Raw genomic sequence first — 13,737 nt, 5'->3', positions numbered from 1 at the left:
AATTTCCATTTTAGCTTAATAGCCGTTTGAAAAAAACCATTAAGTAGAATAAAATATTGTTCAAACAGGAGGTCTAGTAATGGCACGGAAACACAAAAAGAAAAAATCAGGTTTTGAAAGATTAACTATCTTTATGGCTTGGCTAATGGCAGTTATAACCTTAGCAGCTGTTTTAGTTAACGTTTTAATGGGCCTGGGAATTTTCGAATAAAAAACGTGAGAAATAATTTCTCACGTTTTTTAATTTTGATAATTTTCAAGTTTTACCATAAATGGAAAATTATCAGCTAGACTGCCCCAAATTTTATACGTAACTACTGCAAATACAAGTGACCAGCCAATAGTTGGCAAAAAACTGCCAAGTAATGCAGAAACGGAAATGTTGCTAATACCCATTAAGTTCAAAACTAACCAATTATAACTGTTAATTAATATTGTACCTAGTAAGACTGCTATCAACCTTACCCAAAAAACTTCGGAAAAGAACCGTGCAACTTTTTGCAACAGCCAGCACACACAAGGCAAGCAAACAGAATAAAGTCCTAAAACACCAAAAAAGTAAATGTCACTAATTACACCTGCTCCTATGGCTAACCATAATTCTTTGGAATTAGTATCATCAAATAAGGCAATCAGCATCATCCCAATCGGCATTAGTTGATTTACACCCACGTTTAAAAAAGGATGCAAGTACATTGATAGACTACCATTTAAAACTAAGGTCACAAATAACCATAGAGCCAGCGTAAATTTTCGTAAAGAACGCATTAATCCGTCACCGTCCTTTTAATAACGGTAACAACCGACGGATCGTTCAATTCACCAGCTGGATTTATTCTAATTAAATCTGATAAGCCAAAGGAATCATGAGTCGTAGTTGCTACTTTACCAACTAATAATCCCTTAGGAGAATTACCACCCATTCCACTGGTATAAATTTTAGTCCCCTGTTTTAGCTTTTTGCTATCAATTGCTTGAGTGAAAGCTAAAGTTTTATTACCAATAACAGTAATTATGCCATGAACCTTTTTGCCATTGGTTGCTTCTGCTTCGACAGCAAACCGGTTAGCAGACTTATCAGTCGCAGTAATCAATTCAACTTTTGCTGAAGCTGCACTGACTTCAATAATCCGACCGATAACACCGCCACCAGACATAACCGCCATATTTTTCTTAAGGCCGGCAGTAGCACCTTTATTAATCACAAGCAAATCTGTCCAACTATCAGGTGAACGAGAAATCACAGAAGCATTAATCATATCAAAGTCGGTTAGAGTCTTCTTCACTTTTAGCGCTTCTTTTAATTGACGATTTTCAGCCTCTAGACTGGCATTCCGTGTCTTCGTTTGTTCTAACTCCGTTACCCGACTTTTCAGATAATTATTTTCATTTTGTGTATTTAGTAAGTCATGAACCGTGTTAAAACTGCCAGAGACAAGTCCAATTGGAAAATTAACAATTCTTGCTCCTACAGCAACAATATCATTGCCAAAGCTTTGAACAACTAATGGTGTGCTTCTTTTATTCCGCAAGCTTACAGATCCGCCAATGATTGAAAAAATCACGATAACGGCAATACAAACTGATAATAATTTTTTGTTTTGTAGAAACTTCTTCATCTGGAATTGATCCCTAAAGAAAAGCCGGCATAAACAGCCGACTTTTAATATTATCTGCGACTTCTACGCATTACTTCGATATTTTTAAGAGACTCGCCGGTGCCGATTGCAACACAGTCAAGCGGATCTTGGGCAATAAAGACAGGAACTTTAGTAGCTTCTGAAATTACATCTGGTAAGTTCTTAAGCAGTGCGCCACCACCAGTTAAAACTATTCCGTGATCAATCACATCAGCAGCAATTTCTGGTGAAGTTTGCTCAAGTGTTTCTTTAATTGCAACAATAATATCTTGGACAACATCCTGAATTGCCTCAGAAACATCGACAGCTTTTACATCAACGGATTTTGGCAGACCCGTGACTAAATCACGTCCGCGAATATTCACTGACTCAATATCCTTTGCTTTATCAACCGAAGCTGAGCCAATCTGGATTTTAATATCTTCAGCTGTCCGTTCACCAATAAGCAAGTTAAAGTTTGAGTGAACGTAATTCACAATAGCAGCATTAAACTTATCACCAGCTTGACGAATTGAAGTTGAAGAAACTATCCCGCCTAACGAAATAGTAGCAACATCAGTTGTTCCCCCACCAATATCAACAACCATCGAGCCAGTTGGGTCCATTACTGGAAGACCGGCACCAATAGCTGCGGCAAAAGGTTCTTCAATTACATAAGCTTCACGAGCACCAGCAACACGAGCAGCATCGATGACAGCCCGCTTTTCTACTTCAGTTACTCCTGAAGGAACGCAAATCATCACTGAAGGTTTCGCATTACCAACTGTTTTTTCAATAAAGTACTTGAGCATCGATGCGGTTGTATCATAATCCGCAATCACACCGTCTTTCATTGGTCGAATTGCAACAATTGATGATGGTGTTCTACCAATCATTTCTCTTGCTTCTGAACCGACAGCAATCACTTTATTAGTTTGTGTATTTTTGGCAACAACGGAAGGCTCCCTTAATACAATACCTTTGCCTTCCATATAGACAAGCGTATTGGCGGTTCCTAAATCGATGCCAATGTTTTTTGCTCCTAATCCAAACACGAAAATCTCTCCTTATTCCTGCAGTCTCTAAATCTTGAATAATTATAGCATAAAGTGCAATTTAAAAAAGATTTGCGGTGTAACTTTAAGACGAACTTAAAACAATTGGTGTTCGCGCATACTTAAATAACGCCCTTTTCCTACAATAAAATGGTCTAAAAAATCAACATGCATCATCTCTGATGCTTTTTGCAACATTTTGGTTAATTCCAAATCACTTTGTGAAGGAATCAAGTTACCACTGGGATGATTGTGAACTACGAATATACCTGCACAAGGATATATTACTGCCCAGCGGAAAATCTCACGTGGATGTGCAACGGATTTATCCAAAGTTCCCCTAAACAGACATTTTTCAGCAATAATATGATTGCTGTTATCAATATAAAAAGCCCACAGTTCCTCTTGCTTGCGATTGGCTAATTTATTAGTCAGATACATGCCTACCTCATTACTAGAAGTCAACACATCATCACGATCAAATGAGGCCATTCGCAATCTTTCAAGCAAATCTTCACTTATAATAGCTATATTCTCAGGACAATTTGCGCCCGATAAATATTTAAATAAATCATTAAAATCATTTAACCCTAATCCTTTTATTTTTTGGATTAGTTGTTCAAATTCAGTAATTCCCTCTTCCTTTAATTGACCAAATAAAGTACTCAACAATTCCATATCCGTATTAATTAAATAGTGCTTGGACTTCATAATTTTCATTAAATCATTCCTTTCACTATTATATACGTAGAAAATCACTGAAATTGTTTTAGAACTGCAAAAAAGTCTTTACAAATGCACGTGGCAATTTCATGATCCTTTTTGCTAGCCGGTATTAGTTCTGGAACCATCATGCATTTGATTCCAGCATTTACCGCTGATTGCAGCCCTGGTGAAGAATCTTCAAATGCCAGCAAATTAGTTTTTGCAACCCCAATTTTTTTGGCAGCCAACAAGTAAATATCCGGTGCTGGTTTAGGTCTAACGTGATTTTTTAAAAAGTCATCATAATTTAAGTGAAACTGAAAATAATTTCGCGTTCCCGTCACCCATAAGTTATGCTCTACCACATTCTCCGTATTACTAGTAACAATAGCCATCGGTATGTCACGCTCATACAAAAAATCTAAGGTTTCTTGCACTCCCGGACGCAGCTTCAGCTTTCCCTGGTCAGTCCATTGCCACACCAGTTCATCAGTTCTTTTAATAAACTGATTACGTTGAGCATTACTTTCAAAATACTCATTATAAAAATTTTGCATATCATTATTAGTTGAACCAACCAATTTTAAGTACATATCATCTGGAGTTGATAAATTGGCTTCATGAGACGCTTGAATATTCGCCTGCCAGTATAATTCTTCTGAATTAACCAGTAAGCCATCCATATCAAAAAGTACACCATTAATTTCGTCAGTGCTGTTTTCTATCCTCATTCTTTTCCTCCATTTGCAGGATATTGCCCACCAAATAAAACGAACCTGTTACTAGCAGTATATCATTTGCCTGGCTAGCTTGTCTCATCTGGGTATAGATTTTTTGCCAATCCGAATGATATTCGTATTTTTCCCGAACTTCTGGTGGAAAATCGGCTTCTTTAGCCGCCCGTGGATAGTCAATTGTTGTAAGCATGACGCGGTCAGTAGGTTTAAATAGAGCAAAAACTTCTGTTAAATCTTTATCTTTCATCATCATGATCAAAATTCTAATTATTCCATGCCGTTTTTGCTGCTGCTCGTGAGCAAAAGTTAGCAAATTTTTCATCGCTTGAATGTTATGAGCACCATCAAGAATAATTAGCGGTTTGGTCGCCAAAATTTGATAGCGACCTGGAATAACAGTTTCATTAATTGCTCTTTCAATTTGAAGATCAGTTAACTTCAAATTGAATAACTTAAAAGCCTGAACAGCCACGGAAATATCAATTCCTTCTACTCTAGGCCGGGCTGTAAAAGATAGGGCGCTGTTTCCGTCACGATATATCATGTCCTTATTTTGCTCAATTTCCATTCTAAAATTCTTGTTCCAGAGCTTCACAGGGGCATTTTCGTCATTGGCCTTAGCTAAAATAATTGGTAATACTTCTTCGGGAATATTGCCTAAAACTACCGGCCGATTTTTCTTGATAATGCCACTTTTTTCGCGGGCAATATCCTCAAGCGTTGGGCCAATAATTTGTTCGTGATCAAGCCCTACTGTTGTGATGATACTTACTTCTGGGGTAATCACATTAGTTTTGTCATGTTCACCACCGATGCCCACTTCAATCACGGCAAAGTCGCACTTTTCCTGAGCAAAATAAAGAAAAGCCATCGCCACTTCATATTCAAAAGTCGCTAATGCAAAGTCAGGTTCGGTTTGACGAATCTTGCTAAGAACTTTTTCAATCTGATTAGCCAAATCAATGAGACAGTCATCACTGATGTTTTGTCCATTTAACTGAATTCGTTCATTAAATTCGAAAACATAGGGTGAAACAAAAAGGCCGGTCTTTTGACCAGCCTTTTGCAACAAATTACTTAAATAATAACAAGTTGAACCCTTACCATTAGTGCCCGTGACATGAACGGTTTTTACTTTATCCTGAGGATTGTGTAAAGCAGCCAAAGTTCTTTTAATGTATGATAAATCTGCTTTTTCATGAAACTTCGGTAGCGAATATAAATAACTAATCACGTCTTGAGTATTGGTAAAATTCACATTATTCACTCTTTTTCAATTCTTCAATTCTCTGGCGAACACTGTCAAGTTGACTTTCATAATCAGCTTTTTTAGCTTTTTCTTTGTCGATAACAGCTTCAGGAGCATGGGCAACAAAGCCTTGATTGTTCAGCTTCTTGGTTGAACGCTCAACTTCACTAACCAGATCTTTTTCTTCTTTTTCCATTCGCTTGATTTCATCGTCAATGTTAACCAAATCAGCTAATGGAACAAAGATTTGTGCTCCTGAAATAACTGCTGTCTTAGCTAATTTTGGCGCAGCAAGTTCAGTTGCAATAGTCAACTTCTTCGGGTGCAAAAAGTTCTTAACGTACTCTTCATTATCAGTCAGAATTTGTTCGTTTTCGGCATCTTCAAGTTGAATCATGATGTCAATTGGTGATGATAATGGAGCATTAACTTCAGTACGGATGTTCCGAACAGCCTTGATCACTTCAATTAAGAAAGCCATATCGTGATTTGCTTTTTCATTAGCAAATTCTGGGTGTACTTCTGGATATTTAGCAGTCATGATTGACTGACCATCATGCGGCATTGACAGCCAAAGCTTTTCAGTAACAAACGGCATAATTGGGTGCAAAAGTCGCAAAGTTTGGTCAAGAATCCAAACGAGGTTAGCTTGCTTTCTTGTCTTCAGTTCTTCATTTTCACTGTTTAAAGCAACCTTTGAGATTTCAATATACCAGTCACAAAAGTCATTCCAGATAAAGTTGTATAATTCTCGGCCAGCCTCACCAAATTTATACTCATCAAACAACCGAATAACTTCACTAACAGTGTGATTTAAGCGGTCGAAAATCCAACTGTCTGCCAGGTCAAAATTGGCAGTATCTGGCATATGAGCTGGCTGGGCATTTGCTGGCAAGTTCATAATTACAAACCGTGCGGCATTCCAAATTTTATTAATAAAATTCCATGCCGAAGCAAGCTTCTTAGGGTTATAACGTGTATCTTGGCCAGGAGCAGTTCCATTAAGTAAAAACCATCTTAGGGCATCTGCGCCGTATTGATCAACAACATCCATCGGATCAACACCGTTACCGAGCGATTTACTCATCTTTCTGCCTTGTTCATCACGAATTAAGCCATGGAGAACAACATCTTTAAACGGACGTTTCTTGGTAAAATGAAGACTTTGGAAAATCATACGTGAAACCCAGAAAGGCAAAATATCGTAACCAGTGACTAGAGTATTTGTCGGGAAATAGCGTTGGTAATCGGCAGAATTTTCATCAGGCCAGCCCATCGTTGAAAATGGCCATAATGCGCTTGAAAACCAAGTATCTAAAACATCTGGGTCTTGCTCCCAATTTTCGCTATCCTTTGGTTCATGCTCGCCAACGTATATTTCACCAGTTTTTTTGTTATACCAAGCTGGAATTTGGTGCCCCCACCATAACTGGCGCGAAATTACCCAATCATGAACATTCTCCATCCATTGTTTAAAAGCCTGCTCAAATCTTTCAGGTATAAATGTCACTTTATTTTCAGTTTCCTGATTTTGCAATGCCTTTTCTGCTAACGGCTTCATTTTAACGAACCATTGGGTAGAAAGACGCGGCTCAACTTGAACACCAGAACGCTCTGAGTGACCAACAGAGTGAACAATTGGCTTAACTTTAATTAAATAGCCTTGATCTTTTAAATCTTTGACAACTGCTTCACGACATTCGAAACGATCCATGCCTTCGTATTTACCAGCATTTTCGTTCATCGTACCGTCATCATTCATGACATTAATTCGCTTTAAATTGTGACGATTGCCTACGGCAAAGTCATTCGGGTCGTGAGCTGGTGTAATCTTTACTAAACCAGTTCCAAATTCCGGATCAACATGTTGATCTTCAATAATCGGAATATGACGGCCAACAAGTGGCAAAATCAATTCTTTACCGACAATATCTTTGTATCGTTCATCTCCATGAGCTACCGCAACAGCAGTATCACCAAACATGGTTTCTGGACGAGTAGTTGCAATTTCAACAAACCCAGAACCATCGGCAAATGGATATTTAATATGATAAAAAGCACCTTTATCGTCTTGGTGAATAACTTCAATATCACTCAGTGCCGTTTGCAGTTCTGGATCCCAATTAATGATATATTCACCACGATAAATTAATCCTTCGTTGTATAGTTGAACGAAAACCCGCCGAACCGCTTTGGACAAGCCTTCATCTAAAGTGAACCGTTCGCGAGAATAGTCAAGTGACAAGCCCATCTTTGCCCATTGACTCTTAATAATATTGGCGTATTCATCTTTCCAGTCCCAAACTTGCTTAACGAAAGCTTCTCTGCCCATCTGGTGACGGTCTTTGCCCTGCTTACGCAGTTTTGCTTCAACTTTAGCCTGTGTAGCAATTCCGGCATGATCCATTCCGGGCAAATAGAGTGTGTCATAACCTTGCATTCGTTTATATCTTATTAACGTGTCTTGAATCGCTGTATCCCAAGCATGACCCAAATGCAACTTACCAGTAACATTGGGTGGAGGAATAACAATTGAATAAGGGTGAGCTTTTTTATCTCCAGAAGGTTTAAAAAGATCTTGATCAAGCCATTCTTGATACCGGCCTTCTTCAACCTCATGGGGATCATATTTAGGTGCTAAATCTGACATAATTTTTCTCCCAATAAAAAAATCCTAGACAAATTGTCTAGGACGATCTAATTTAACCGCGGTACCACCTAAGGTTAAGCAAGTTAAAACTTGCTTCTCTTGAAAGTGATAACGGTGAACTTACCGGATTAGCCTACTAATAGTTCAGCTAACCAGCTTAATCAAGCTACCAATTAACCTTCATTCGGCCTTTCACCAACATTGGGCCTTTCTCTATTTATAAGGTTAATACCTCTTGATTTTTGCTTTGCTAGCATTATAACATGTTTTTTAAAGTAGTGCAGTATCTTCTGCGGCTTTATCAGCCAAGAACTTTTCGTCAGGATAAATTGGCGTTACTTTAATACCTGCAAGTGCACGCTGAATTAAGCCATCAACATCAAGCCGAGCTTCATATTCCCGTGCCTTATCAAGTCTAGGCTTAGTTTTAGGACGTGGGGGAGCAAAAATTGTACAACAGTCTTCAAATGGTTGAATTGATAAGTCAAATGTTCCAATTTTTTCAGCTAAACTGATAATCTCTGTTTTATCCATCGTAGCAACGGGACGCAATACGGGAGTCGTTGTTACATCATTAATGGCTGTCATTGATTCAAGCGTTTGCGAAGCAACTTGACCAACAGATTCACCGTTGAAAATTGCTAGGTCTTTTCTTTTTGCCCGAATTTGGTCAGCCAGTCGCAACATAAAGCGGCGCTGAACCGTCATTAAGTAACCTTCAGGAATTTTTTCTTTAATTATTTCTTGAATTTCCGCAAACGGAACAGCAATAAAGTTAATTCGTCCGGCATAATTAGCCAAAATTCCTGTTAACTCCTTGGCCTTATTCAAAGCCTTCTCTGTCGTATAAGGCGGACTGTAAAAGTGGACCATTTCAATATCAACGCCACGTTTTAAGGCAAGATACGATGCGACAGGAGAATCAATCCCACCAGAAAGCATCATAACAGCACGCCCACCTGTTCCAACAGGCATTCCGCCTGCGCCGCGCAATAATTGGTTTGAAAGATAGATTGCGTCCTGGCGAACCTCTATACGTAAAACAAGATCGGGATGTTTCATTTCAACTTTTAAATCAGACATATGATCAAAAAGATAATCACCAATCATTAAATTTAATTCATTGGTATCATAAGCAAAATGATGATCACTACGCTTGGTATTGACTTTAAATGTCATGCCTTTTTGGTAAGTTTCTTTCATCAAGGCAAGAGCAGTTTCTTCAATTGCCTCAAGCGTTTTATCAACCTTAATTGTCGGTGAATATGTCTGGATGCCAAACACCTTTTTCAAATGTTGGTCTATTTCTTCAAACGGTGCACCATTCAATACGATGTGCATTCTGTCATGTTTAGGGTGAATCTCAACTTGCGGATAGTCGCGCAATACTTTGGTAACATTACCAGCCAAACGACCAATAAAATCTTTGCGATTTTTTCCCTTAGTTGAAAGTTCACCATAGCGAACCATAACTTCAGTATATTTCATTAAAAATTATTCTCCTAAATGATTAATTCGAGCAAAGTGACGGTAAATCTGGTCAAAAACCGCGATAAATTCATCCGCTTCTTCAAGTGTATTTGTTTCGTCAAAGCTCAGCCTAATGGCACTAGTCGCGATTTTATCATCAATATGCATAGCAATAAGAGTACTTGCCTCATCTACCTTGGTTGAAGCACAAGCAGAGGTTGTGGAAGTATAAATATCATGTTCTTCCAAAGTATGGACAAGTGTTTCGCCCCGAATGCCTTCTAGTGAAAAGCATAAAATGTGCGGAGCAAAATTATCATTAACTGGTGAAAATATTTTAATTCCTGGCTTTTTCTGCAGATAATCAACAATCTTAGCTTTAATTGCTGCTTCTTTATCAGCCTTAGCTTTTTCATCAGTTAAGACTAAACGCATCGCTTTCGCCATTGCCGCAATTGCCGGTAAATTTTCGGTTCCTGAACGCATGCCTTTTTCTTGCCCTCCACCATCGTGAAGGGGTGCAAGCATCTTACCTTCTCTTTTATAGAAAACGCCAATGCCGCGTGGTCCGTGGAATTTATGCGCCGAAAGACTGGAAAAATCGACCCGCGGTGTGAATACCCGTGACCAAATATTTTTGCCTAATGCCTGAACATTATCTACATGAAAATTGATAGTCGGATAATTGCTTAACAGATCGCTAATCTCATCAATTGGCTGAATGGTGCCAATTTCATTATTAACACCCATTATTGAAACTAAGGTAGTATCTGAATCAATTGCGTTGCGAAGGTCATTGACATTAACTCGCCCTTGTTTATCAACTGGCAAGTGCGTAACCCGAAAGCCGAGGTACTCCAAAGTATTAAAAGCATTTGTGACAGACGCATGTTCAACACTAGAAGTTATCAAGTGTTTGCCAAATTTTCTTTTCTGAAAAGCCGTTCCTTTAATCGCCACATTATTAGATTCAGTTCCACCAGAAGTAAAAAAGATTTCCTCGGTTTGTGTTCCTAATAAACTAGCGATTTGTTTTCGGGAGCTTTCCAATAATTGAAACGCCCGGTCACCTAATTTGTGCAAACTTGACGGATTGCCCCAAATGGTTTGCGCGACTTGATCATAGGTACTTAAAACAGACGGATCAATTTTAGTCGTTGCACTATTGTCAAAATAAATCACAAACTTTACTCCCCTCAAAAAGCTCTAAATAGCTATTGTTAACTAATAAATTGTAACTTAAAAGCCCCAACGCTTCAATTGCAATTTAGATAAGGAAATTATAATTCTCTTTTTGCAGTGATAAGTTAGAAAGAACAGTTGCTTCCTTAATATTAGATGGAAAATTGCTCTAAAATAGTAACACTATTTTTGTGAATAGTTCAAAAATTTTACTTTGCCAACAAAAAAAGTACCGTATTTTGCCATTGATACAGTACTTTTTCGGATTTAAGGTTAGTTATTTTTCTTATCTGAATAATACGCATTTTCTAAGCGTTGATATGATCCTGGTTCCACTTTTTCAAGAGCAGTGGCGATGGTGTCAAGAGCATCTTTGTAATTAAATTCTTGGCTATATAATTCCATTGCCTTAGTTTGCGCTTTTTTAATTGTCTCATTACTTGAATACTTATTAGAATATTGCAAGGTCAGTTCTACTAAATCGGCACAGTTAATAATTTCGTCTGCTTCTCTTTTCAAACGTTCAACGTCATCTGAAATCTGAATTAATTCATTAGAAATTTTTTCCATGTTAATTCTTACTTCGCTAAGTTCCTTAGCAACATGACCGATTTCATTTACTACCAAGGTATACATCTGCACAAAAGTATCAGGATTACCCGGCAGATTTTTCCGCTCCAAGCGGCGGTATACTAATGAAACTTCTTGCTTAAAGCGATTGATTGAGTCGTTAGCAACATTTTCGGAATCATATAAGCCATCAACGTCTTGCGCCATCTTGGTCTGCTTATCAGAAATTTCACGCAGACGCTCAAGCATGCTTAACCAAGAAGCCTTAATATCGGAATAGACTCCCTTTCCGTCAGCAATATTTTGAGTATCAACGGTATATTGTCGATTCATGTCATTTACTTCTTGCTCTAACTGCCGACTTTCAGCTAATTCACCGTGAGTTAACTCGTAACTTTCATCAATATGACGCAACTTCTCAACTAATTTTTTCGATTCAACTTGTTCGTGAGAAAGAAGGCGCTGAATTTTGTCCTGATTTTCCTCAACAAAAGGACGAGCCTTGTATTCCTTCGCTAAAACATCGTATAAGTTGGCAATTTCTTTTTGAATTTTACTAATCTTCTCATTAAGTTCATCGATTTTTAGATCTTGTAACAACTTACGCGCATCATCAACTTCAGTTCGCACTTTTTTAATTTCTGCTAGCACATCAATCTTGGTAATGTAATACTTCGATGACATCATTTTTTTGTATGAATCAGAAATTTCCCGTAGTTGATCCTGGAAAACCGTATCAAGTTCATGACGAGCCTGTCTGATTTCTGGTAATTTAGTTTTCACACCAGTTAATGCAACCTTGATTTTTGACAAGACTCGTTTTGCTTCAACTTGATCACCTTGTGCAGTTAGACTTTTGGCTTCGGTAAAGTCACCTTCTATTGCGGACAGCTCACTTTCAATTTGGTCCAATGCTTGACCATACTCAAAAGAATCAGCCAAAACCTGCTTGCGCATATCCTGATAATTTTTATTTAAATCGTCAAGCTGCATTTGATTTTCGCGATTTGACTCTAAAAGTTCAGTAAAGACTTCCTTAGTATTTTTTGCATCATCAAAAGTCGGTCTCATAATTTCCTGAGCTTGATTGATATTTTTCTTAGCCTTAAAAAGCTGATAATGAGCGTTTTGTTCAGCAGCCTTTTCAATCAAATCCTGAACTTCTGGAATCTTCTTCGTTGTGGTTTGATCATAATTTTTGCGCCAAGTAGTTAATGTCGTTAAACTCTCTCCCGCAAGATCCATTTTATCCAGCTTGATAATGTCTGCGTCCAAGTTCATTTTCTCAATCTTGGTAATCAAGTCGTCAAGCTCAATTATTTCCCGCAGCTGCTTCCGATTAACGATGAGCATAAATGCTATAATTAGAATGATGATTAAAATTGCAATTATTACAATAATTGACTGAGTTGATGACATATTTTTCCTCCAAAACTACTTCCAATTATACCAAACTTCTTTACCAGTGTGGGAACCTGATTTCAAGAAGTGCCAGAAGTATCTAATTCATGAATTATCAGAGCTAATTCTTTACTAAAATTTACCTATATAATAGTTTTTTGCGATTATTTTCGTTACAAGTAAAAATTTAGTACTGACGACTTTACTACAGAATTAGTATTCATTTAACTTTTTTCTTGATTTAGTAGGAACAGCTCGCTATAATGTAGGGGTTGTAAAATATTTGCAGCTATAAGTGACAAGAACGTCAACATCTTAATACGTTTAAGTGAACGAGTAACCGACGCTGCAACAGGCGAAAATGAAAATTAAGATGCACGAATGTTGAACTTATACGTAATATTTTACTCCAAAAACTGTTATCAGATTTTATTGGAGGATTTTATGTCAAGATATACAGGTCCAAGTTGGAAACGTTCAAGAAGATTAGGTATTTCACTTTCAGGTACTGGTAAGGAACTTAGCCGTCGTAACTATGCTCCTGGTCAACACGGTCCTAATTCACGTGGTCGTTTGTCAGAATACGGTGAGCAACTTCACGAAAAGCAAAAGTTGCGCTGGATGTACGGCTTAAACGAGCGTCAATTTAGAACTTTGTTCAAGCGCGCTGGTAAAATCCGTGAAGGTGAGCACGGTACTAACTTCATGATTTTACTTGAATGCCGTTTAGACAGTCTTGTTTACCGTCTAGGCTTAGCTACTACTAGAGAACAAGCTAGACAATTAGTAAACCACGGTCACATTACTGTTGATGGCAAACGTGTTGACATTCCATCTTACGAAGTTAAAGTTGGTCAAGTTATTGGCCTTAAGGAAAAGTCAAAGAACTTACAACAAGTTAAAGATGCACTTGAAGCAGCTGCATCCCGTCCATCATTTGTTTCATTTGATGACAACAAATTGGAAGGTTCACTTGTACGTCTTCCAGAACGTGATGAAATGGAACCAGAAATTAATGAAGCTTTAGTTGTTGAATACTACAACAAGTTACTTTAATTTTTTATCCGCAAATCCCCTTTCCTACATGGAAAGGGTTTTT

Annotated in this window: 12 protein-coding genes; 2 read left to right on the top strand and 10 right to left on the bottom strand. The window is 37.9% G+C overall.

Features of this window, described 5'->3' with window-relative positions; genetic code table 11:
• The first annotated feature begins 79 nt into the window (after positions 1-79).
• Positions 80-211, top strand: coding sequence for a DUF4044 domain-containing protein (locus tag J3U54_RS04515; protein WP_267385245.1), 132 nt, complete (start codon positions 80-82; stop codon positions 209-211).
• 29 nt (positions 212-240) lie between these two features.
• Here J3U54_RS04515 and mreD read toward each other — a convergent pair whose 3' ends face one another.
• From mreD to ezrA, 10 genes are all read right to left on the bottom strand, one after another.
• Positions 241-768, bottom strand: coding sequence for a rod shape-determining protein MreD (mreD, locus tag J3U54_RS04510; RefSeq protein WP_267385243.1), 528 nt, complete (start codon positions 766-768; stop codon positions 241-243).
• Positions 768-1,619, bottom strand: a complete 852-nt coding sequence (mreC, locus tag J3U54_RS04505) for a rod shape-determining protein MreC (RefSeq protein WP_267385242.1) — start codon at positions 1,617-1,619, stop codon at positions 768-770. The genes mreD and mreC overlap by 1 nt, the downstream gene beginning before the upstream one ends.
• A 50-nt stretch (positions 1,620-1,669) precedes the next feature.
• Complete coding sequence (locus J3U54_RS04500; RefSeq protein WP_267385241.1) at positions 1,670-2,674, bottom strand: rod shape-determining protein; 1,005 nt, start codon at positions 2,672-2,674, stop codon at positions 1,670-1,672.
• A gap of 96 nt (positions 2,675-2,770) precedes the next feature.
• Positions 2,771-3,394 (bottom strand): JAB domain-containing protein, encoded by a 624-nt coding sequence (locus J3U54_RS04495; protein WP_103751515.1) that lies wholly within the window; start codon positions 3,392-3,394, stop codon positions 2,771-2,773.
• Positions 3,395-3,429: 35 nt separating this feature from the next.
• Positions 3,430-4,110: an HAD family hydrolase gene (locus J3U54_RS04490; RefSeq protein ID WP_267385240.1), complete on the bottom strand. Its 681-nt coding sequence runs from the start codon at positions 4,108-4,110 to the stop codon at positions 3,430-3,432.
• Positions 4,088-5,374 (bottom strand): bifunctional folylpolyglutamate synthase/dihydrofolate synthase, encoded by a 1,287-nt coding sequence (locus tag J3U54_RS04485; protein ID WP_267385239.1) that lies wholly within the window; start codon positions 5,372-5,374, stop codon positions 4,088-4,090. The genes J3U54_RS04490 and J3U54_RS04485 overlap by 23 nt, the downstream gene beginning before the upstream one ends.
• Position 5,375: 1 nt before the next feature.
• Positions 5,376-8,015 carry a valine--tRNA ligase gene (locus J3U54_RS04480; RefSeq protein WP_267385238.1) on the bottom strand — a complete coding sequence of 880 codons (2,640 nt, stop codon included), beginning with the start codon at positions 8,013-8,015 and terminating at the stop codon, positions 5,376-5,378.
• Positions 8,016-8,285: 270 nt separating this feature from the next.
• The gene (gene thiI, locus J3U54_RS04475) at positions 8,286-9,503 is read right to left on the bottom strand and encodes a tRNA uracil 4-sulfurtransferase ThiI (RefSeq protein ID WP_220232992.1); all 1,218 of its coding nucleotides are present in this window, start codon (positions 9,501-9,503) and stop codon (positions 8,286-8,288) included.
• A gap of 6 nt (positions 9,504-9,509) precedes the next feature.
• Positions 9,510-10,667: a cysteine desulfurase family protein gene (locus J3U54_RS04470; RefSeq protein ID WP_267385237.1), complete on the bottom strand. Its 1,158-nt coding sequence runs from the start codon at positions 10,665-10,667 to the stop codon at positions 9,510-9,512.
• 273 nt (positions 10,668-10,940) lie between these two features.
• The gene (ezrA, locus tag J3U54_RS04465) at positions 10,941-12,656 is read right to left on the bottom strand and encodes a septation ring formation regulator EzrA (protein WP_103751509.1); all 1,716 of its coding nucleotides are present in this window, start codon (positions 12,654-12,656) and stop codon (positions 10,941-10,943) included.
• A gap of 426 nt (positions 12,657-13,082) precedes the next feature.
• On the opposite strand from ezrA, the gene rpsD reads away from it, so the two are divergent.
• Positions 13,083-13,694, top strand: a complete 612-nt coding sequence (gene rpsD / locus J3U54_RS04460; protein WP_103751508.1) for a 30S ribosomal protein S4 — start codon at positions 13,083-13,085, stop codon at positions 13,692-13,694.
• Positions 13,695-13,737 lie beyond the last annotated feature (43 nt).

The organism is Lactobacillus sp. B4007 (assembly GCF_026535895.1).
GTDB lineage: Bacteria > Bacillota > Bacilli > Lactobacillales > Lactobacillaceae > Lactobacillus > Lactobacillus panisapium.
Note: the sequence above shows the minus strand (reverse complement) of the source record. Positions and strands in the feature narration are given on the sequence as shown.